The sequence below is a fragment of the Paenibacillus sp. EB106-05-06-XG162 genome, assembly GCF_058791655.1.
Genome location: NZ_JBYTDT010000004.1, coordinates 385,952 through 408,351 on the forward strand (window position 1 = coordinate 385,952; position 22,400 = coordinate 408,351).

19 protein-coding genes are annotated in these 22,400 nt (G+C 43.7%); 2 read left to right on the forward strand and 17 right to left on the reverse strand.

Translation table 11 applies throughout. The annotated features are described in order from the left end of the window. Positions 1–9 precede the first annotated feature (9 nt). The 16 genes from adh to AC3WU2_RS12970 form a co-directional block, all read right to left on the reverse strand. On the reverse strand, positions 10–1,530 hold the full coding sequence (adh, locus tag AC3WU2_RS12895; protein ID WP_492454626.1) for an aldehyde dehydrogenase: 1,521 nt from the start codon (positions 1,528–1,530) through the stop codon (positions 10–12). A 291-nt stretch (positions 1,531–1,821) separates the two neighbouring features. After that, on the reverse strand, positions 1,822–3,006 hold the full coding sequence (locus AC3WU2_RS12900) for an NAD(P)-dependent malic enzyme (RefSeq protein WP_492454628.1): 1,185 nt from the start codon (positions 3,004–3,006) through the stop codon (positions 1,822–1,824). A gap of 69 nt (positions 3,007–3,075) precedes the next feature. Beyond that, positions 3,076–4,425, reverse strand: a complete 1,350-nt coding sequence (locus AC3WU2_RS12905; RefSeq protein ID WP_492454630.1) for a 2-hydroxycarboxylate transporter family protein — start codon at positions 4,423–4,425, stop codon at positions 3,076–3,078. Positions 4,426–4,607: 182 nt separating this feature from the next. Continuing rightward, positions 4,608–5,336, reverse strand: coding sequence for a response regulator (locus tag AC3WU2_RS12910; protein ID WP_492454633.1), 729 nt, complete (start codon positions 5,334–5,336; stop codon positions 4,608–4,610). Between the two features lie 2 nt (positions 5,337–5,338). Then, positions 5,339–6,943, reverse strand: coding sequence for a DcuS/MalK family sensor histidine kinase (gene dcuS, locus AC3WU2_RS12915; RefSeq protein ID WP_492454635.1), 1,605 nt, complete (start codon positions 6,941–6,943; stop codon positions 5,339–5,341). Between the two features lie 234 nt (positions 6,944–7,177). Continuing rightward, positions 7,178–7,912, reverse strand: a complete 735-nt coding sequence (locus AC3WU2_RS12920; RefSeq protein ID WP_492454637.1) for a YheC/YheD family protein — start codon at positions 7,910–7,912, stop codon at positions 7,178–7,180. A gap of 25 nt (positions 7,913–7,937) precedes the next feature. Continuing rightward, positions 7,938–9,038: a 2-aminoethylphosphonate aminotransferase gene (locus AC3WU2_RS12925; protein WP_492454639.1), complete on the reverse strand. Its 1,101-nt coding sequence runs from the start codon at positions 9,036–9,038 to the stop codon at positions 7,938–7,940. Continuing rightward, entirely contained in the window at positions 9,035–10,195 is a 1,161-nt protein-coding gene (gene aepY / locus AC3WU2_RS12930; protein ID WP_492454641.1) for a phosphonopyruvate decarboxylase, read from the reverse strand. Before aepY ends, AC3WU2_RS12925 begins: the two co-directional genes overlap by 4 nt. Then, a complete protein-coding gene (gene aepX, locus AC3WU2_RS12935; protein ID WP_492454643.1) occupies positions 10,195–11,094 on the reverse strand; it encodes a phosphoenolpyruvate mutase in 900 nt (299 codons plus the stop codon). The genes aepY and aepX overlap by 1 nt, the downstream gene beginning before the upstream one ends. Positions 11,095–11,135: 41 nt before the next feature. Next, positions 11,136–11,864, reverse strand: coding sequence for a YheC/YheD family protein (locus AC3WU2_RS12940; protein ID WP_492454645.1), 729 nt, complete (start codon positions 11,862–11,864; stop codon positions 11,136–11,138). Positions 11,865–12,160: 296 nt separating this feature from the next. Beyond that, positions 12,161–13,057 (reverse strand): cation diffusion facilitator family transporter, encoded by an 897-nt coding sequence (locus tag AC3WU2_RS12945; protein ID WP_492454648.1) that lies wholly within the window; start codon positions 13,055–13,057, stop codon positions 12,161–12,163. 822 nt (positions 13,058–13,879) lie between these two features. Continuing rightward, the gene (locus tag AC3WU2_RS12950; protein WP_492454650.1) at positions 13,880–15,217 is read right to left on the reverse strand and encodes a GntT/GntP/DsdX family permease; all 1,338 of its coding nucleotides are present in this window, start codon (positions 15,215–15,217) and stop codon (positions 13,880–13,882) included. 32 nt (positions 15,218–15,249) lie between these two features. Further along, positions 15,250–16,602 carry a D-serine ammonia-lyase gene (gene dsdA / locus AC3WU2_RS12955; protein WP_492454652.1) on the reverse strand — a complete coding sequence of 451 codons (1,353 nt, stop codon included), beginning with the start codon at positions 16,600–16,602 and terminating at the stop codon, positions 15,250–15,252. Between the two features lie 54 nt (positions 16,603–16,656). Beyond that, positions 16,657–17,031 (reverse strand): RidA family protein, encoded by a 375-nt coding sequence (locus AC3WU2_RS12960; RefSeq protein WP_492454654.1) that lies wholly within the window; start codon positions 17,029–17,031, stop codon positions 16,657–16,659. 282 nt (positions 17,032–17,313) lie between these two features. Beyond that, complete coding sequence (locus tag AC3WU2_RS12965) at positions 17,314–17,868, reverse strand: cupin domain-containing protein (RefSeq protein WP_492454656.1); 555 nt, start codon at positions 17,866–17,868, stop codon at positions 17,314–17,316. A 174-nt stretch (positions 17,869–18,042) separates the two neighbouring features. Continuing rightward, on the reverse strand, positions 18,043–20,667 hold the full coding sequence (locus tag AC3WU2_RS12970; RefSeq protein ID WP_492454658.1) for a glycoside hydrolase family 3 protein: 2,625 nt from the start codon (positions 20,665–20,667) through the stop codon (positions 18,043–18,045). 286 nt (positions 20,668–20,953) lie between these two features. Here AC3WU2_RS12970 and AC3WU2_RS12975 point away from each other — a divergent pair, with 286 nt between their 5' ends. Together AC3WU2_RS12975 and AC3WU2_RS12980 are read left to right on the forward strand one after the other, a co-directional pair. Further along, positions 20,954–21,670, forward strand: coding sequence for a glycosyltransferase family 2 protein (locus AC3WU2_RS12975; RefSeq protein WP_492454660.1), 717 nt, complete (start codon positions 20,954–20,956; stop codon positions 21,668–21,670). Between the two features lie 3 nt (positions 21,671–21,673). Continuing rightward, positions 21,674–21,808, forward strand: a complete 135-nt coding sequence (locus AC3WU2_RS12980) for a hypothetical protein (RefSeq protein ID WP_492454663.1) — start codon at positions 21,674–21,676, stop codon at positions 21,806–21,808. Positions 21,809–22,125: 317 nt separating this feature from the next. Here the strand turns inward: AC3WU2_RS12980 and AC3WU2_RS12985 are convergent, their stop codons facing one another. Next, on the reverse strand, positions 22,126–22,224 hold the full coding sequence (locus AC3WU2_RS12985; protein WP_492454665.1) for a YjcZ family sporulation protein: 99 nt from the start codon (positions 22,222–22,224) through the stop codon (positions 22,126–22,128). Positions 22,225–22,400: the final 176 nt, after the last annotated feature.

Below are 22,400 nucleotides of genomic sequence, written 5' to 3' on the forward strand. Positions count from 1 at the left end.
CCGCCACTCTTAAAAGAATCCGAGTGCGTCAGGACTATAGCTTACGAGCAGGTTCTTGGTCTGCTGGTAATGGGAGAGCATCATTTTGTGATTCTCGCGCCCGATCCCCGAGTGTTTGTAGCCTCCGAATGCCGCGTGAGCAGGGTACGCATGGTAGCAATTCGTCCAGACCCGGCCAGCTTGAATGCGGCGACCGAATCGGTATGCTGTGTTCATGTCGCGCGTCCATACGCCTGCGCCAAGTCCGTAGAGCGTATCATTCGCGATGGCCAGTGCCTCCTCCTGATCCTTGAACGTCGTAACGGAGACAACCGGTCCGAAGATTTCCTCTTGGAAGATTCGCATCTTATTATGACCTTGAAGTACCGTAGGCTCGACATAATAACCGTCAGACAGTTCCCCATCCAGCGCAGCCCGATTACCGCCAATAAGACACGTAGCACCTTCCTGCCGCCCGATATCGATATAGCTAAGAATCTTCTCGAGCTGCTCAGTTGAGGCTTGGGCCCCAATCATCGTATCCGTATCGAGTGGATTCCCCTGCTTGATGGATGCGACCCGCTGGAGCGCTCTCTCCATAAATTGATCATAGAACGATTCCTGAATTAACGCTCGAGATGGGCATGTACACACCTCACCTTGATTCAAGGCGAACATCGTAAACCCTTCGAGTGCTTTATTGAAGAATGCATCGTCCCGCGCGAACACATCCTCGAAGAAAATGTTCGGCGACTTCCCACCCAGCTCCAAGGTCACCGGAATGATATTTTGCGATGCATACTGCATAATTAGGCGCCCTGTTGTCGTCTCACCGGTAAAGGCAATTTTCGAAATTCGACTGCTCGACGCGAGCGGCTTGCCTGCTTCAAGTCCAAAGCCGTTGACGATATTGACGACACCTGGGGGCAGTAAATCCTCAATCAGTTCCATCAGCACCAGAATCGATGCAGGCGTCTGCTCTGCTGGCTTTAAGACGACCGTATTGCCCGCAGCAAGTGCAGGTGCAAGCTTCCAAGTCGCCATGAGCAGTGGGAAGTTCCAAGGAATAATCTGCCCGACAACCCCTAGCGGCTCATTGAAATGATAGGCCACCGTATTGTCATCCAATTGACTGAGTGAACCCTCTTGCGCGCGAATACATCCTGCAAAATAGCGAAAATGATCAATCGCGAGCGGCAGATCGGCATTGAGCGTCTCTCGAATCGGTTTGCCGTTGTCCCACGTCTCTGCAACCGCTAACATTTCTAAATTGGCTTCGATCCGATCGGCAATTTTATTCAGGATCACGGATCGCTCCTGAACGGACGTACGGCCCCATGCATCCTTCGCAGCATGCGCAGCATCCAGTGCCAACTCGATATCCTCAGAGGTAGAACGTGGAATCTCGCAGAATATGCGATGATTGACCGGCGATACATTCTCGAAGTATTCACCCTTCACAGGCGCCACCCACTGGCCTCCAATAAAATTCTCATACCTCTTCGCAAAAGTTATCTTTGCTCCTTGTTGTCCTGGTTGTGCATAAATCATCCTATTCAGCCTCCTCAACATACTTTTCACATTACTGATGTATATAGGACAAGACCCGAATGTAGTACGAATTTATTGCTAAGCAATACTCTACTCAACCCTTGCTACGAGGTATGAATCGTCCAATTTTGAAGCTCCCTATGAATTCGATCAATTGATGAAGCACAAAATTAAACAAGCTGACTCCTGTCGAGTACAGGAATCAGCTTATAGGCTAGGTGTTTTTATGATCCCCCCTAAATGGGGTCTTGACCACCTTTTTTAGGTGTCTACTCTATCACCATTAACCACCTAGCCAATGCTAGGTACCAAGCTTTTACGTGCTACTCCGCTATTTAGCGCAGCCTTAGCAACGGCCTTACGGATTCTTTCTACCACACGTGTATCAAACGCATCCGGAATAATATATTTTTCATTCAAATCTGCTGGATCAATCACGGAAGAAATGGCTTCTGCAGCTGCAAGCTTCATCTCATCGGTAATATCCGTAGCCTCGCTATCCAGCGCACCTCTGAAAATTCCAGGGAAACATAGTACATTATTAATTTGATTCGGGAAGTCTGAACGGCCAGTCGCCATTACTTTTACATATGGGGCTGCTAGTCTAGGGTCAATTTCCGGCGTCGGATTCGCCATCGCGAATACAATTGGGTCCTTCGCCATATGTTGAAGATCCTCTACGGTCAGCATATTCGGCGCGGATACACCGATAAATACATCTGCATCTTTGATAATATCTGACAGTTGTCCGGTTTCCAGATTGGGATTGGTGAGTTGAGCGAAATCGCTCCAGTGTGACAGATCATACTGTAGGTTTCGGCTAATCGCACCCTGACGGTCAACCCCAATCAGATTCACGGCACCTGCTTGCAGAAGCATTTTGGAAATCGAGATGCCGGCAGCACCGACACCGTTCACGACGATTTTGACATCTTTCATATTTTTATCGCAGACCTTCAGTGCATTCAGCAATCCGGCAAGCACGACAATGGCCGTTCCATGCTGATCATCATGGAACACCGGAATGTCTAGTTCTTCTCTTAATCTCTTCTCGATCTCGAAGCAGCGTGGTGAAGAGATATCCTCCAGATTGATCCCGCCAAAGGTCGGTGCAAGCGCCTTGACGACGGAAATAATTTCTTCTGTATCTTTCGTATCGAGACAGATCGGTACCGCATCCACGTCAGCGAACTGTTTGAACAGCGCGGCCTTCCCCTCCATGACCGGCATCGCTGCTTTAGGTCCAATGTCACCAAGCCCCAATACAGCCGTCCCGTCTGAAATAACTGCTACTGTATTTTTTTTGGTCGTCAGCTCATATGCCTGGGCATCATCTTGGGCGATGGCCTGACACACTTTAGCTACGCCCGGAGTATAGACCTTAGATAAGTCTTCTTTGGTAAGAATCGGGGTCTTCAATGTTGTCTCCAGCTTGCCACCTTTATGCAAGTTCATGATTTCTTCTAATAGTTCCATAGTATCTCCTCCAATATTGGCTAATGCCTTACGCTATCCACTTCTGATCTATCTGTTGCTCGAGCTTCTTCAGCCACCCCATACGGCTATTAGCAGTGTAGCTGCAACTACTGTAAGTGCACCGCCAATTCGCGTAGAAATCTGGGCGAAAGGCATCAGTTCCATCCGTCCGGATGCTGATAGAATGGCTACGTCACCCGTACCGCCGAGACCGCCACGGCAACCTGTTACAATCGCTGCTTCTACAGGATACATGTTGACCCATTTACCAACGAAATAACCCGTAAGAATCATCGCTGCAATGACCGTTGCACAAACCAGAATATAAGGAATCGAGATGATAGCAGCTACATCCTTCAGCGGAATATACAACATTCCTAGACCGACCATCAGCGGCCAAGTCAATGTGCTAGAAATAAACTTGTACAAGTGGTACGCACCCTGCTCGATTTTCGCTGGCAGCAAGTTGAACACTTTAAGCAGCGCAGCGGCAAAAATCATCAAAATCGGTCCTGGAATACCTACAAACGGTGACAACAGGTGACCCGTGATGAATAAACCGCAGGCAAACAACAATCCCGCTCCCATGAGCAAAAAGTCTGGTTTGATCGAATCATAGGTACTTCCGCTAAGTTTCTTGCCATCCTTCGATTTAACCAGGACACCGTTACCTGTAATCGATGGATTTCGATCCGCCATTTTCTTAAGCAGCCCCGCGCCAATAATGGCAAATACATTCCCAATGACCGCAGCTGGAATCATTTGTGCCACATAATGAGCGGATTCGCCGCCAAGAATTTGAGAGAACGCAATCGATAACGGCAGGATACCTTCGCCAACACCTCCGCCGATAATTGGAACAACGATGTAAAATAAGGCATGATGTGCGCTATAACCAAGCAGCATCGCAACGCCAACCCCAGCAGCGACAGCAGCCACCGTTCCAAGCAGCATCGGGATGAAAATACGGGTGAAACCGCTGATAAGCGTGGTGCGATTCATTCCAGTAATACTGCCAGCCACTAGGACAGAAATATATAAATAAAGGAAGTTTGACGTCTTCATTAATGTCGTCACAGAATCCATAACGGAAGGATTCAACACATTCCAGAACACCAGGAATGAAGGAATCATTAACGACAGAATTGCAGGACCGCCAATGTTTTTCAATATCGGAATCTTGAATCCCAGATCACTGAGCAGCACACCCAGGACGATAATAACCGCGAACCCGCCGATCATATCGTTTGGTAGTTCACCAAGTGAAGCGGCTGCAAAAATAACAAGTGCGAATACGATGTATAACGGTAATGGGATAACACCTACCTTAAGCTGCATGAATTTTTGCCACAATCCTTGTTTAGGTTTCGATGATTGCTCTTTTTCTAATCCGACTGACGTCTGTATTGCATTTTCCATGTCCTCTTAACCTCCTTGAATCGTTTACATTTCCATCATAAACCGTTTGAAAGCGCTTTTGGTTTTATGTAAATATTGAATGCATTTTGTAAATTATTAAAGTAAGCGCTGTCATTTTTTTCTGTTGTATAACAAAAAAAAGGCTGCCATCATGGCAGCAGCATACCTACTTTATTGTTCTTTTAGTTTTGAGTGATGTATTTAGATATCGTCTTTCTCCCATTCGGTGCGATCTGGTATTTCTGTACCGGCCTCCCCACGGTTCCGTATACATAGTCCATCTCGAGCACGCCCATTTCCACCAGACCCGCACAATATTTATTGACCGATACTCGTGATATTCCTGACAACATCGAGATGTCCTCGGCGGAGAAGAATTCCGCTCCGGAAGACGCAATGACTTTCCAGATGGTCTGAAGCGTCTGCCTTGTAAACCCTTTGGGCAATTCCTGTGACACTCTCTGTTCCTGACGAAAACGTCTAATCGTATCCAGATCCGATTGATTGAGGCGTTCCTGACTGCGAAACAGTTGATTTTGCTCTCTGTAGCCATTTAATGCCGCGTGGAACCGGCTGAACTCGAACGGCTTAATCAAATAATCTACAGCCCCGTTCTGCAGTGCCACTTGAATACTCTTCTTGTCACTAGCAGCCGAAATAACAATGACATCGACCTTGATCCCTCTGTGTCGTATTTCGGACAACAGCTCCAATCCATTGCTTTCTTTCATATAAATATCGAGCAAAATCAGATCGAAATCGCCCTGTTCTAGTACAAGCAATGCCTCATTCGTGGACGCAACCCAATCTCCGGCTCGAAAGCCCTCTACCTGCTCTAAATAAAATTTGTTCATCTCCGCAACCATCGGATCATCCTCGACGATTAATACAGAAAGTATCGATGTATCCATAATTACTCCTCACTCTTCACTTCATAGGGTAATTGTACAATAAATTCAGTACCATGTTCAGGGTGGCTTTCCCAGTAAATCGAGCCCCCCAGCTTGTCCAGGCTTTTCTTAACCAGATACAGGCCAATACCACGATCTTTCCCCTTTGTAGAATAACCTTGCTCATACAATCGTTCTACTTTGTTTTCTGGTATCCCTATGCCATTATCTATGACTCGGAAACGCATTGTATGGTCTTCATATTGAAATCCAATACGAATCACTTTGTCTTCGGTGCCTTGACAGGCCTCCAGTGCATTTTCCAACAAATTTCCGACGATGGTTACGAGTTCACGTGAGACATCCGGGTCTGCGGATTCAGGCAGTATCCCCTCTTCCAGCAGCTCCATCCTTACCCCCGCCTCACGCACCCGGCTTTGCTTGCCGAGCAAAAATCCTGCCATAACCGGATCTTTCACGAGCCGGATTACAGCATCCGTTTCATTGTGAATATGGCTTAAGATACCTGCCAAATAGTGTTCCAATTGTTCGTACCGCTGCATATGGGTCAATCCTATAATGACATGAAGCTTATTCATAAATTCATGGGTCTGTGATCGCAGTGTATCAGCATAAACCGAAATACCGGTCAGTCTTTCCATCAGAACAGATATTTCCGTCTTGTCACGAAAGCTTGCGATAACACCTTCAATGTGCTCGCCTACTCGGACAGGAACGACATTGACCAGCAGCGTGATTCCACTCTGCTCAACCTCTATGTCCTGCAACGGTTCGCCCGTTTCCAAAACCTTCTCCATTCGTAATTGCGGCCAAATATGTCCAACCATTTGATTGACAGGATCATTATCGACACCTGTACGATCCATCAATCGTCTTGCTTCCGTGTTCACCAGGGTGATTTTCAGATTTTTATCCACGGCTAGTATGCCTTCACGCGCGCTTTGGAGCATGGCACTACGTTCTTCCAACAGCTTCGCAATGACGTCAGGCTCCATACCAAACATCATTTTTTTAATTTTATGAGCTAGAACAACCGCTCCTACAATCCCCATCACACCACCAAGAAGCATTCCTAAATATATGATCCACCGATTCTGTTGCACCGCAGTGTGGACGTTGTCTAGTGAAATGCCTACCACTGCAGCTCCAACCTGTTTTCCATCCTCACCATAAATCGGCGAAAATGCTCTTACAGAATCACCAAGTGAACCTTTGGCTGTAGATACGCTTTCATTTCCGTGTAGTGCTGCAACTTCATCGCCGCCAATAAAGTGGTGACCAATCATTGCTGGATCGGGATGGGTAAGACGAATGCCGTTCATATCCATTACGACAACGAACTCTACTTGGTTGAGCGTAAGGATATCCGTTGCATAACGCTGAATTCCCTCTGGATCTCCACGGCCCTCTAGTTCTTCAATCACAAACGGTGTCCGTGAAACGGTACGAGCGATTGTGAGCGCTTTATTCTGCACAGCATCCTTCGTCATTTCAGTCACTTTCATTCCGAATAATACATAAACAATGAATAACACCATGAGAACAACGGCACAAATCATCAAGGTAATCGTCGTCCGCAACCTTAATGTCACTCTTCCTATTTTCACTTACCCACCTCAAAGAACTTTTTATTGTGATTGTACCCAGTAATATCCCATACTTTGCATTTTGTCCATTCAACAATTTTGCTGAAGTCCAATTTCATAGATCATAATATTACCTTAAATCTTAATTATTTTTTCATAACAAATATCACAATGTACAAATCATAGCAAAAAAAGCGATTATTCGAGATACAGGTCCGATGACCGTCTCGAAGATCGCTTTTTCTATTTTCACCTTCATTTATACGAGAGTATTCGACGATACATCTTAAAATCCTTCAGCTTAAGAAAATGGGACATTGCCGGATAAAGGTTGGCTTCAATAATGGAAACACGCCCTTTCCGATTTGTTGCAACGTCCAGACCATAAATACGGTGTCCAGGGAACAATGCTTTTAACCTTTTCGCGGAACGAAGCGAAACCTTATCTATTCGGGATTTTAATTTGGTAACAGACAAGTGACTAATGGATGAACGCCGAATACCCGTCTTAAACCTAAGCAGTTTTCCATGACTCCGCGTATTATTGGAAACAATGTAGTTTTTGCCCGCAACCTTGATCACCCTTCCCGTGACTACCCACCTAGATGATCTTTTTTTCCGTTGAACGATAACTCTCATATCAAAGGGGCGCTTATTTATGGTCGGACGAGTTATTCTTTTTTGAACCATATAAGCGGCATACCCGATTTTCCTTTTGATATAACGATAGGTTTTCTTTCTTCCCCGTTTCATCTTTTTCATATTCTCGTAATGTATGGCGTATTTGTCATGCCCCAAATCGGAGACTTGAATGACACCCCGTCCACGGCTCCCCCAAACCGGCTTAACTATGACGTGCCTATGTCTATTCAAAAGGCTCCAGAAGGATTTACGACGCATCCTTCTGGTTTCCGGCAGGTAAGGCGCTAGGGAGGCACTTTTTTTCATGAACTTATATTTCGCATATTTATTTTTTGCTATTGTTCCCACAGTACTCCACCTTTCTCGAATTTGATCACATGCCACCCAGATAATCTTCGAGCAATTCCAAAAAAAACTCGATATCCTTGGTCGTAATGTCGCCGATATTGGCAATTCGGAACGTCTTAAGATCGTCAAGTTTTCCAGGATAAATCATAATGCCCTTGCTGTTGAAAAAATCATGCATCGATTGGAAATCAAACCCTGCAACAGGTTCATGGATGGATGTAATTATCTTGGAGTGATGCTCATCGGGGACGATATAGGTTAAACCCAGCCTTTTTAGACCGCTGATTAAAGTTTTCCAGGATGACATGTATCTTTCGTAACGCTTTGCTATACCTTCCTGCTTTAATTCCTGGATCGCTTGCCTAAGCGCGTACAAAGTCTGTACAGGCGGCGTAAACCGCATTTGCGCATGTTTCGCAAAATATTGATATTGGGCGTACAAATCCAAATAATAATTTCTAGGTTTCTTATCCTTCAAACACTCCAGCTTGCTTTTCTCAGCGATTACGAACGAAACGCCAGGCATTCCCTGCAGATTCTTGTTCGAACTGGATACCAAAAAGGAAATGTTCATTTCCTTCATCTCAATCGGAACAGCAGCAAATGAACTCATGGCATCCACCAACATGTCGATGTGATACCGTCTGCATATCTCTCCGATCTCCTTTATTTCATTAAGAAGGCCGGTTGTTGTCTCATGATGCACAACAGCAAGATGGGATATCTTTCGGCCTGCAGATTGGATATAACTCTCTAAGTCAGCCAAATTAATCGCATCGTCGAAGGGATTTTTGAATTCCAAATAATCGATTCCATAAACCGCAGCGATTTCGCACATTCTTTTACCATAAGCACCATTATTGATAATAACTACGGATTCGTTGCCGGGGACGGAACCGATCATGGATTCAACGGCAGCAGTCCCCGATCCGCCAAATAATACGGTCTGATAGTTGCCCGGATCCGCAACCAAACATGTAAGCTCTGTGGCAATATCCTTCATGATTGCGCCAAACTCGGCCTCACGGGGGCATATATCCGGAACCACCTGTGAATTTTTAACGCTTTCTGTAGTCGTTACCGGACCTGGAGTAAGCAAAATGTTTCTCTTTACGGCAGAACTCATGAGCCATCCACTTCCTTGATCTGTACAGGATAGCTTTCGATAAATCGTTGTAGTCGTTCTTTTACTTCGTGGGGCTTAATGCTTGGGCGAGCAAGATGCTCTTTGGACTGCTTGGATATTCTCATATACAGGAAAGTAATCCTTTTAGTCTCTTTCCACGCTTGTAAACAGGCTTTTAATTCTTCGAGGTTATGGACATGGATCGCATTCAAATACCCACAGGAAGCAGCAATGCTTACAAAATCAACATTATGGGATACCGTGCTTTGACCGCCTGTCGATTCATGGGCGTTATTATCGAGAAGAATATGAATCATATTGCCGGGGTTATAATTCCCGTTTGTCGCAAGGCTTCCCATGCGCATTAATAGAGATCCGTCTCCGTCAATCACGATAATGTTCTTGCCGGGTTGACTTAGGGCAAGCCCGAGTCCGAAAGAACTGATGCAACCCATCGATCCCACCATGTATAGGTTGTTGCTTGCATCTTCAATTTCATACAATTCCCGTCCTGTTTCTCCTGTTGTTGCAAGCTGTATCGTATCCCTATCTTTCATCGAATTGATTGCAGCTAGTGCCTCATACCGTCCAGGCATCTGATTGTTTTTATGGGCATGCCGTATAATCTGGTTTGAATGAATGGCGTTTTGTTGCTTTTTCAAAGGCTCATTGTCAAAGGTCCCTTTCTTGACGACAAAGAAGAACGGCCGATTCTGGGCAATTTGCTCATTAGCCTGATTCAGTTGCTTTTGGGCCTCCTCCAAATCTTTGGAAAGATATTGCCACTCCACGTTCATCAATTCCAGCATCTGCGTCGTGATCCTGCCCATAAGCTCATGCTGAGGCTCGTCAGGGACACCCGGCTCTCCGCGAAGGCTGACAAAACCAAGCATCGGAATACGAAAAGGGTAGACAAGGGATGTTAGCGGCGAAGTAGCATTAGTTAGTCCTGAATTTTGCATTAGTACAACGGATTTCCGTCCTCCTATATAAGCTGCGGATGCAATGGCAATCGCGTCCCCCTCGTTAGCTGCTGCAACATAATCGGTTTCGTTGATAGCATAATTGATTAAATTTTTCAGGTAGGAACACGGTACTCCGCTGAAAAAGGTAAATCCTAATTTCCGAAGCTCTTCTCCAAACAATTTCGTGTCCATTATATCCCCTCATTCGAGTCGATCTGTGACGCCGGGAGATATTGTTGTTCTGCAGCTTCCAGTTCTTCTGCTCCTTGCAGTCTGAAAACTTCTTTTACTGTTGCAACATTCTTTTCGATGTGAACAAGGCTCTCATCCTGATATATTCTGCGGGAAACTTGTTTCATAGCTTCAATGGATGATCTCAAGTTATGGTTGGCCCAAATCGCAAGACTAATCCCCAGCTCCCTAAACTTGTCGGTTGGAGTTAAATAATACGTCGTAGGTACGATGACTACGGGCAATCTTCCCGCCCATTCCTTCATGAACGCCTCAATCTCCATGATATCCGGCCTTTTACTGTGTATGAGCACCGCATCGGCACCTGCCTTCCGATATGCATCCGCCCGCCGCAGCGCCTCCTCAAGTCCTCTTCCTGTAATCAAAGCTTCTACTCTGGCTACAACTACAAAATCATCGTCGATTTGAGTATCTTTCATCGCTTTGATCTTACCGCAAAATTCTTCGATATCGGCCATCGGCTGTAATTGGCCGTTTATGAACGAGTTCATTTTAGGAAATTGCTTATCTTCAATACAAACCCCTGCAATATTGCGCTGTTCCAGCTTTTTAACCAGGCGTCTTGCATTATTGAAGTTGCCATATCCTGTGTCCCCATCCAGTAGAATCGGGATGGACGTTGCATCACTCATGAATTCCAGAACATCTAGAACTTGGGTCCAGGAGGCTTCGTTATTGTCTCTTACGCCCATCGCTGCAGAGATGGATAACCCGCTGGCCCAAATCCCATTAAATCCTGCCTCCTCAACAATTTTGGCAGATAGGCCGTTATGGGCCTCCATGATAAACTCCAGCTTTTTGGAGTTTATCAAGTTTCTAAGCTCCTTTGTTTTTTTCATAGGAACTTTTCTCCTTCCCATTAAAATAATCAATTTGGAGCTTAGATCCCGATGGATCGTTTGTTTTTCATAATGGTTCTGATCATTGTGCGATCGGAGAGTTGAGTAAACAGCATATGGCCCGGATGTGAATTAGCTTCAATGATCCAAATGCGGCCTTTCTTGTCTATGGCAAGATCTACCCCTAATTCATGAATCGAATGCCGTTTGTTAACCGTTTTGGCGATGATAATGGATAGTTTTTCCATCTTTCGATAACACGTGTCCACTTTGGATTGGTTATGATGAAAAAGACTTTTAAGGACCCTTCGCAAAGGTGCTGCATGGCCCCCTTTATGATAATTGGTCACAAATTTATGAGGGGCGGCAACACGGGCGACCATACCCGAAATCATCCATTTGTGCTTTGGCTTCTGCAGGTATACACGGATATCAAAAATTTTCCCATGATACTTCCCTAATCGTAGGCCTTTCTGTACCAAATACCGATGCTTTGAATTCCGGTACGAGCGAATCGCTTTGTGGATAGAGGAACGTTTCGCAATCTTCAGACTTGAGCCAGAGCGAACCTCATATCTCTTTCCTAACCTCTTGACACGGATGATTCCGTTACCACCGCTCCCGTGATTGGGTTTTATGAAGACAGATGAATAGGTTTTGAGCATCCGTAAGGTCCTTGATTTCGTCATCCAGTAAGTTTTAGGCAAATGTGGACGCAAGACAGGGATCTGTAACATTTCTTTATGCTTTTTCATTTTTCCAATGGTCATTGACATCCTCTTCTCTTGTTAGCTTCCAGATATAAAGAGCATATTCATAAATATCTCTGCTGCTATAGACAAACATCTAAACTATCAACAATCTGGGACGTAGCCCTCTCATTCCTTCGTTGTGACTCACGGGCAAAATGTTGTTGTAAATAACAAAAAGAAATGGATAGAGATTCAGATGGCGTCTGAACCCTCTATCCATTTCTTAATTTCTAAAAGTACATGTCTTACATTGTAATCAATTACTTATGATTATTGGACTTCTCCTCAATATTAATGAAAAATAGTTCCCACATTTAATCTATGTCGCCGTACCATGGATTTAAATGAACCAATACTTCTTCAACCTCTGGATGCTGATTCATAATCGATTGTTTTATGTGCCTAGAAATATCGTGGCCTTCTTGTATATTTAATTCCGCCGGAATTCCGACTCTCACATCAACGATAATATAATGACCATGCTCTCTTGCACGAATTTTATCAATTCGCTTTACTTCTTGAACTGATTGTACTAGTTGGACAAATGCATCCATTTTCTCTTGATCCACAGTTTTTTCCATTAGTACATCAACAGCTGCCCTCCCCATATGAATTGCCAGTTTTAACACAAAAAAAGCGACAATGATCCCTGCAATGGGATCTCCGTAGGACAGAAAACCAATCTGAAAATAATCTCCAATCATTGCTAATCCAATACCGATTACTGCGGCAATGGATGCATATACATCGGCGAGATGGTCGTATGCAGTTGCAATCAAACCATTACTATTTGTTTTTTTTCCAATCGATATTGTATATAGGTAAAGTATTTGCTTCAGGATTAAAGAAAAGGATGCTGCAATCAGGGCGATGACTGTTGCTTTTTGTGGTGGCTCGAATAATACCATTATTGAATGGTATGCCATATATACTGCAGCCAACACTAATATAATGGCAACAATACCAGCACTTATAACTTCTGCTTTACCATGTCCATAAGGATGGTCCTCATCAGGTGGTTGTTTAGACACACGCATGGAGGTGAGAGCTGCACCAGTAGCAACAATGTCCCCTGCATTATGAACCCCGTCTGCAATTAATACAGGACTATTATAGAATAATCCAACAATCAGTTTGATAACAGTCAATACGATATTACTAATAAAGCTGATCCATATAGCGAATGATGTTTGCTTTTTATATTCCTTCATTATTCTTTCCTCACATATCTTTAAACTTTTGAGGTAAATCTATTCAACTAGAACATTCTAAACGATGATATTCGTGTGGGTCTAGAGAAACAGTGTTGCTTATAACCTGATAAGTTGAATATGGTCAAATTTTATGATAAGTCTAAAAACTATTGGATGAAAGAATCTGATAACGCGAGTTACAGCGCAAAAAGGGACTTCAACATTATCCGGTAACGATATGTAAAGTAACTAACCAAAAGCGAATCTGACCTAAGGAACTTCCAAGCTTTAATAGGTAGCAATGAAGCCAGGTGAAATTACCTGGCTTCGGTTTCTGTTTATTCCATATTTTAGCCCAATAATCTCGAGAGTATAATTATCTCGGCCAATCGCATGATAAGTCGTCTTCTGCGCCCTCTAATAATGGAACTTAAAATTAGAAAATCTGTACCAACTGATGAGAGAGTACCCGTAAATGTGCTGCCGGTCGTTGTAACTTGTACTGACTTTCCCTGTAATTTTATTGCTTGTTGGCGAAACGTATTTGCCATCGATCTTCCCTCCTAATCTATAAAGATAATATTAGATTATTCATGATCATGATTGTTTGAAAGGTATAATTGTGGAGAAAATAGGACCAATCTATAGACCGATGACTTCCGCGTTGTACACCTGTTGGTATGCCCGAGTCACAAGACGGGCATCCACCGACGACCCAATCTCACAAGTAGATAGAGATGAAAAAGGCACTTAAATTTCATGCTGATGGAAGCATGTAATTTAAGTACCTTTGTATCTCTCCATGACGAATGGCGAGGATAGTATTTTAATAGTATTTTATTAAATGACTAGATTTAAAAGTAGTATACCGCCTAGAGAAACAAATGATGCAATTAGGCACGCTGCAGTGAAGCTCTTAAACATATCCGGTAACGATAATCCTAGATATTCTTTGACAAACCAGAAGCTCGAATCGTTGACATGGCACCAGCCAATCGCTCCGGAACCAATGGCGAGAACGATAATTTCTGGACTCACACCAGGATAAGCAGCCAGCATAGGTGCCACCATACCTGCAGTACTAATCATGGCCACCGTAGCGGAACCGATCGCAAGGTGCATGAGCCAAGCTATGAGCCAAGCAAGAATAACGATGTTCATATTTAGCGACATCAAAACCTTAGACAATTCATTACCTAACCCACTGTCAACTAATATCTGATTGAATGCTCCACCGCCACCAATAATCAGCAAGATGCCGGCAATCGGTCCAAAACATTGTTCTGTAAGCGTTAACAGGTTTTTCATTTTTAAACCACGAGAAAGACCTAACGTATAATAAGCTACAAATACTGAAATGAGAAGTGCGATAATTGGATTACCTAGGAAATTTACAATAGGCAATAACGAAGAATCTTTTGCGAGAAACATTGTACCAACCGTTTTTCCAACCATAATGATTAGGGGCAATAGGATCGTAAAAAGGGTAATACCAAAGCCTGGAAGATTCTCAGATGGTGTTGCAGCACTTTGTTCTGATTCTTTTATTACCCCAGTCTTGCATTTCTTACTGATAAACTTGGCCCAAATTGGACCCGCTAAAATGGCCGTAGGCGTTCCAACAAGAAGAGCATACAGAATGACCTTCCCTACATCAGCCCCCAAACTTGTAGTAATTGCAAACGCTGCCGGATGTGGAGGCACCATCGAGTGAACGACCATCAGCGATACTGCCAAAGGAATTCCTACACGGAGTAACGACATCTTAGCTTGTTTGGCAACGATGAAAACCAAAGGAAACAGTAAAACAAATCCGACTTCAAAAAATACGGGGATGCCGCAAATTAACCCGACAATTGTCATCGCCCAGGGAGCTCTTTTTTCTCCCATTGTTTCTAGTAAGGTTCGTGCAAGACGCTCGGCGCCGCCGGATACTTCCAACATTTTGCCTAAAATTGTACCAAAACCGATAACGGTGGCCAGAAAACCTAACGTTCCAGCCATACCGTTTTCAATGGAAGTAGCAATCTTAGGAAGAGGCATACCTGTAGCAATTCCCACAAATATACACACTAAAATTAAGGATAGAAAGGGATGTATTTTAACTTTAAGAATGAGAAAGATGAGAATTGCTATAGATGCGGCTAATACTAGCATCATCATTGTTGCAGTGTCCATTGTCTTAACCTCTCCCTATACGATAGAGTAAATTAGCTGATTGCGCCTTTACGGTAGAAATCATCCATAACATCTTTCGGAACCATGCCGCCACCAGTAGCCCAAAGAATGTGCGTAGCATTTTGCATCTTCTGTTCAAGGTGATAATTGTTCAAATAATCTTGTCCCATGGAAGAAGCGTTCAGTTGAACGGGTCCGATAAATCCTGCAACTGCCGATGGTTCTAAGAATATTCCTTCTGAATCGGCCAGCTTTCTAAGGATCCGATAGAGGCAATCGTCTTGAACAGTGAAGACACCACTAATATCTTTCTCAAGTGCTTTGCCCACAAATCCTGATGGTCTCCCTACGGCAAGCCCATCTGCTGCAGTAATATTATCAACGCCAAACTCCTGAGCGGATACCTCGCTATGCTTACGTGTCATTAAACCTAGCAACATGGCCGGTGAATGGGTTGGCTCTGCATAGAAGCAATGAACATTGTCTCCAAATACGGTCCGCAATCCGAAAGTAATGCCACCAGGAGCGCCGCCTACACCGCAAGGTAGATAGACGAATAGAGGATGATCCTGATCGACTGGAATCAACATGTCGTTGAGTTGCTTTTGAAGCCGTTTAGCTGCTACGGCATAACCAAGGAATAACGTTTTAGAATTTTCATCATCAACGAAGTGGCTATTGGGATCTTCCTGGGATTGTTCTCTGCCTGCTTCTACTGCTTTCCCATAGTCGCTATTATGTTCAACGACGATTGCGCCTTTTTGCCGTAATAAATCTTTTTTCCATTCTTTCGCGTCCGTAGACATATGCACAATAACTTTGAAGCCTAATTGGGCACTCATAATACCAATACTAAGACCTAGATTACCGGTTGATCCGACCACAATCGAATAATTCGAGAATAGCGTCCGGAATTTTTCATCTGCCAGAATGGAGTAGTCATCATTTATTGACAGCATGCCGTGTTTAAAGGCGATCTCTTCGGCAACTTTTAATATTTCGTAAATTCCTCCGCGAGCCTTTACAGAACCGGAGATAGGCAGGTGACTGTCACATTTAAGATATACATTTCCCGCTATTTCCTGATTGAACATTTCTGATAACTGCTGCTGCATTTTAGGGATGTTGACTAATTCAGATTCGATGATTCCGTTTTTTTCTTTGGTCTCCGGGAATACTGTTGCTAAATAAGGAGCGAAGCGAAGCAGTCGTTCTTCCGCATCTTCGATATCAGCGATGCCTATTTCCGTGTTAATAATTCGGTTGTTGCAGCTCTCAAGCTGCGGATTTACCCAGAAAACTTCCTGAGTATCAATGATTTTCTGCAGTTCCGGTAATTCATTTTTCCATTCTTCGATCGTTTTTCCAGCAATTAAGTTAGTCATGGTTACCTCCGTACTAAAATGGATATATTTTAAATCCAATAGGTGATTTTAATTTTATTTTTCTGCGATGAATTCGATTTCAACTTTGGCTCCCTTTGGAAGACCTGCAACTTGGAAGCAGGAACGTGCGGGTTTGCTAGACTTGAAATAAGAGCCGTAAATTTCATTCAGACAAGTAAAGTTGGCAAGATCGGTCACAAAAATAGTCGTTTTTACAATGTCATCGAAATCGTATCCTGCTTCATTCAAAATTGCGGCGATGTTCTCCATCACTTGTTTTGCCTGTATTGCAAAATCATTATTCATTTCACCTGTCTGGGGATCAATTCCAAGTTGACCAGATGCATACAAACGTGAAGCGCTTACAATTGCTTGCGAATAAGGTCCAATTGCAGCGGGAGCTTTATCAGTCATAATTGTTTGTTTCATAAAAATTCCATCTCCTTGTTTTGAGGCAACATTCCCATTAATATCTAATTGCAGTTCTAATTGCAGTGTATTAATATATGGGCACCTCCATTGTTAATGATATTTTCATCGGAAACCTAAAAGTTAAATCAGATTTAATAAATTAACTATAGTTGAATATTAGCACTTCGCGTTTATTAATTCAAGCGTAATATTTATCGATTTTTTTGGTAAAAAAAACCGCTTCCGTATTTACCAGTGTGAAATACACTCGCAAATACAGAAACGGTTTATGTTTGTAATCTAAAATGTCGGAGGCGTAATAGCAAAAATAACGGTTGCTTCTTGATCCGATTTATTTTCCCACTTATGTTGCATTCCAGGTGGTATTTTTACACTGTCCCCATGATATAAAGTCTCCACATCGTCCCCAATAAATAATACGACCTCACCCGCCAAAACATAGGCGACTTCTTCACCAATATGTCTCATAGGTTTTTCGGCAGACTGGGATTCAGGTGGTAATTTCATGAGAACCATCTCAATGGAGCCGCTTAAATCCGGAGACAATAATGAATATTCCCAATTGTTCGATGATGGAATAATGACTTTTTTTCGGGAATTTGCTCGAGTAATTAAATTTTTGGTTGGCACAAATTCGGTAAATAAACTAAATAAAGGAATTTCTAACGAATCGGCAATTACGCGCAGCGTGTTCAGTGACGGACTGGAAAGTCCTCTTTCAATTTGGCTTAACATGGATGACGTTACATTCGTTAATTCTGATAACTGTTTAATCGTATAATTCTTGCTTTTGCGAATTTTTGCGATTGTTTTACCTAATTCTAGATTATCCATAATTCATCATACCTCTTAAAAATACCTCAAATTTAATTAATATGCCGTACCTGAGCTTAATAGCCTATAAATATAAAGATATCATAAATCTTAGAAATATTAAAGTTTGGCTACTCTTAAAATGAACTGCCTCCCTAATTTCGGATCAGACCGGCAGTAATAACTCTTACAAATTTATTTCCGAACGTAAAACGCTCCTGTCAACGGAGCCTCGTCCGAGTTCGGTCCGACCATCACCTCGAATTTACCCGGTTCTACAACCCATTCATAGCTTCTAGTAAGATTTCGAAGTTGTCTGTATCCCAGTGTCAGTGTGATACGTTTTGTTTCGCCTTGTTCAAGGTGAACTCGCTTAAATCCGGCAAGTTCCTTGCAGGGTCTGACCGTGCTGCTGAATTCATCCCGGATATAGAGCTGGGCAACTTCCTCCCCTGCGACAGTTCCTGTATTGGTTACGCTAAACGATACGTTTACTTCCCCATCCGGAGCAATCTCCTGTGCGGAAATATCAATATCTGAATACGCAAATGTCGTGTAACTCAGGCCATACCCGAATGGGTACAACGGTAGCCAGTCCATTTCAACATATTTATGTCCGTAGAACGGTCTGCGATTATAGAATACAGGCAGCTGGCCTACTGATCTCGGGAAAGACATCGGAATGCGGCCAGCAGGATTGACATCTCCGAAAATCACCTCTGCCATGGCATTTCCGCCCTGCTCCCCAACAAACCATGCCTCTACGATCGCATGCAGATGCTCTGCCTCCCATGTGATCGACATCGGACGTCCATTTTGGAGGACAAGAACAACAGGCGTTCCTGTTTCATAAATTTTCTTGACGAGTTCAAGTTGTCTTCCCGGAAGATTCAGGTCCGCTCGGTCCAGGTTTTCTCCACTAGTCTGCTCATTGTCACCCACCGCAACGATGGCAACATCCGCCTCTTGCGCCGCTCTCACCGCTGCGTCCATATCGTTGTTGCCAAGGCTGTAACCGAGGATGACCCTTACGCCACGCGAATCGTTAAGATACTCAACCTTAACGTCGTACTCCTCGCCTTGGACGAATTGGAACGCCACCATTTGATTGGCGTCATGCTCTCCCCAACCGTCAACAATCAACTTGCCATCTACCCACAGACGCATGCTGTCCATGCTGCTGAGGCCAATGTAACCATCCACGGTAGCGTCCGGTTTAATTTTGCCTGTCCAGCGAACGGTGAAGTTATCCGCGTTGACGCCGTCAGCAGGTTTTGTGTAAATCCAGTTGAAATTGATCAGCCGGTCATTCCGTACGCAAGCAGGTTCTCCTTCGAACGAAAGAGAGTTGTAATACTCACCCAAAAGCCCGTCGTTGCCGGCATTGTCCTTGAGCCATCTGTCCGGAATCGGCATAAGGTCAGACTCCAGAATCTCGCAGCCTTTGGCATAGATCACTTCGGTCTTGTCCGAAACGATGTTTTTGATACCCTGCAAAAGCGTAACAGCATGCTCAGGTACAACAGGGCTGCTGTAATCTCCGTAACGAGGAACATCCGCGCTTGGTCCGATCACAGCAATCTTGCCGATGTTTTTTTTGAGAGGAAGCGTATTTTTGCTGTTTTTCAACAGGCAGATCGACTTTCTTGCAACTTCGAGTGCCGTCTGCACGTGCTCCTCACAGTGGACAACTTTCGAAGAAAGATCGATATCTGTATATGAATTTTCAAAGAGCCCTACTGCAAATTTAACGGTAAGGACACGTCCTGCGGCTGTGTCTACAACCTTCTCGTCCACCTCACCTGATTTTACAAGGTCAATGATGCTGTCCTGGTATATATCATGCGGAAAGTCGTAAAGCTGCATATCAACACCGGCTTCAAGGCCCATTTTGATCGCTTCCCGTTTGCTCTCGGCAACATAGTGACAAGTATGCAGCATGGAGACAGCAGTCATGTCCGCTCTTACGAAGCCCTTCATGCCCCACTGGTCGCGGAGTACACCGGTAAGCAGCGAATGGTCACTAGCCACAGGCGTACCGTCAATGGAGTTATAGGAACACATCGTATTCATGGCACCCGCTTGGAAAGCAGCCTCAAATACAGGCAGACAGAAAGCTGCATTATCATGATGCCCCATCATGGCCGGAGCACAATTGTGTCCTCCCCTAGGTGCACCGTATCCTGTAAAGTGTTTTGGTTCCGACACCACGGCATCGGGTCTTGTGAGGTCATCCGTTTGAAGCCCTCTTACCATGTTCTCCGCGAACAGAGACCCCAGATAGGGATCCTCTCCGTACCCTTCTTCCACGCGTCCCCATCGGATTTCCCTGGCAAGGTCGAGAACCGGTGCCCAAACCTCATGGATACCAAAGCTGCGCGCCTCGGAAGCGATGACTCTCGCTTGTTTATATCCAAGTTCTGGTTCAAATGTTGATGCGAGCGCAACCTGCTGAGGGAGCACCGTACAGCCTCTCCATCCAAACCCGTGAAGTCCCTCTTCGCTGAAGAGTACCGGAATCCCCCATCTTGTATTTTGGATGATATACTCCTGAATTTTATTGGCTGTCTCTGCTTTGGAATTTCGGTTTTGTATGCATCCGATTCCAATGCTGGCAGATACCTTCTCCATTTTTTCGTAGTTAAGCGCATCTGCATTTAAGCCTTCTACGGAATCGGAAATTTCATTTCCCGAATAAATATCAAGCTGTCTTACCTTTTCTTCAAGTGACATTCTCGATATAAGGTCCGCAACTCTTTCTTCAATAGGCAAACTTGCATTCATATAGGGGTAATGTTGTAAGTCTCTTCTTGTGCTCATCGTTATCTCCTTTTTATCTTTCTAAGTGCTTGACACTTTCATTTTCATGATTTCGGTAACATTATACTTTCATGAGAACACTTTGTCTATCGAATGAACAAAGTTAATAGAATTTATTTTTTCTGCTCAAACTCAATGGTCGGGCGCCGGACATTTGTCTCATTTTGTGAAGTAGAAAAAGTGCCGTCGCGTTTGTTAGAATATTTTTTATATACAGGAACAAACAAACAGGCATTGTTATGTGGTTGGTCATATACCGATATGGATGGACTTGGAGGTGAGGGAGATGCGCCAGGCTTCTAACGGGTTACAAGGGGTATCTATTATAACAAGCACTAACCGCCCACATTTCTTCAGTAATATTCTTAAAAATTACAAGGCTCAGCTTTACCCGGTAAAAGAACTGATTATTATCTTGAATAAAGATAGCATGAAATTAGAGGAATACCGAAAAATGACTCAGCAATATAAAAATGTCTCCGTCTATAAGATTGCCGAAAAAGAATCTTTAGGTCGTTGCCTTAATTATGCTGTAAGTAAAACGAAATACCCGTTTATCTCAAAGTTTGATGATGACGATTTCTATTCACCATTTTATTTAACCGGACAAATGAAGGCTTTACACCGATCAAACGCTGATGTTGTGGGAAAACGGGCATATTTAGCATATCTTGAAGCAAGAAAGATGCTCATCCTTCGCTTTCCCAAGCAACAGAATAAGTTCGTTCGTTTCATTGCGGGAGGGACCATCTTATTTAGAAGACGTGTTTTTGACCACGTACAATATCCCCATGTGTCATTAGGAGAAGACGTCTCATTTTTAAGTAGATGTCGGGCTAAAGGGTATAGAATATATGCGCATAATCCGTATAATTATGTGCAAATTAGAAGAAAAAACAAAGAATCTCATACATGGAAAGGGAGTGATAACTATTTACTAAAGGGGGGGCACATTATTGCGAAAACAGATCAATTCAGGAATATTGCTACACGACGAGATTAAAAAGTGAGCAGCAAGTCGATAACCGCTGTTCGATGGACAGGTTCAAGCGCGGCGGCGCACGCTATTTTACAAATGATCTATGTTATTCTGGCCGTTAGCACAACGCGGCTGCCGATCATGCCGGCAGCCGCGTTTTAGTTTTCACCCGGATCTATACCGCCGGATCATCCGCATATACCATTCTGTTTCGTACTCGTAGTCGGAAACCGCGAACAAAACGATGATGTCGCGACCGACCGAACGGGCAAAGAAGCCCAAGCGCACCAGCTCTTCTAGTACCCCGATGCACATAACCCCTGATCTCTTCGATGACTTTTTAAGCACTAAAAAAGCACAGTGCCACAAAAGATTGGCAGCCATGCTTTAAAGAGGTGACTGTATGAACTAGATATATTATGCAAAGAAGTGTTAAGTGTCCCCGGACTACTCTTATTAATAATTATCGACATTAGGCACTAATTAAAAAAACATGAACAAGAGACAATTACTAACAAGATGAACAATACAAGGATAGTACCTGTACTTGTAAAAAAGCTTCCACGTACATCGGACATTTTTAACACCTCCCTTTTATTGAGTACCCGATATGTTATGTAGGATGATCTCACTTTGATTGGATGGTTGTACTAGTATTTCATTAAATTGGAATCAAAACAAACATCGTCTAATCCTCGGTGAAACTAAAACTACCAGATAATAATAAAATGGAATTCTGTACGACAACTCCACA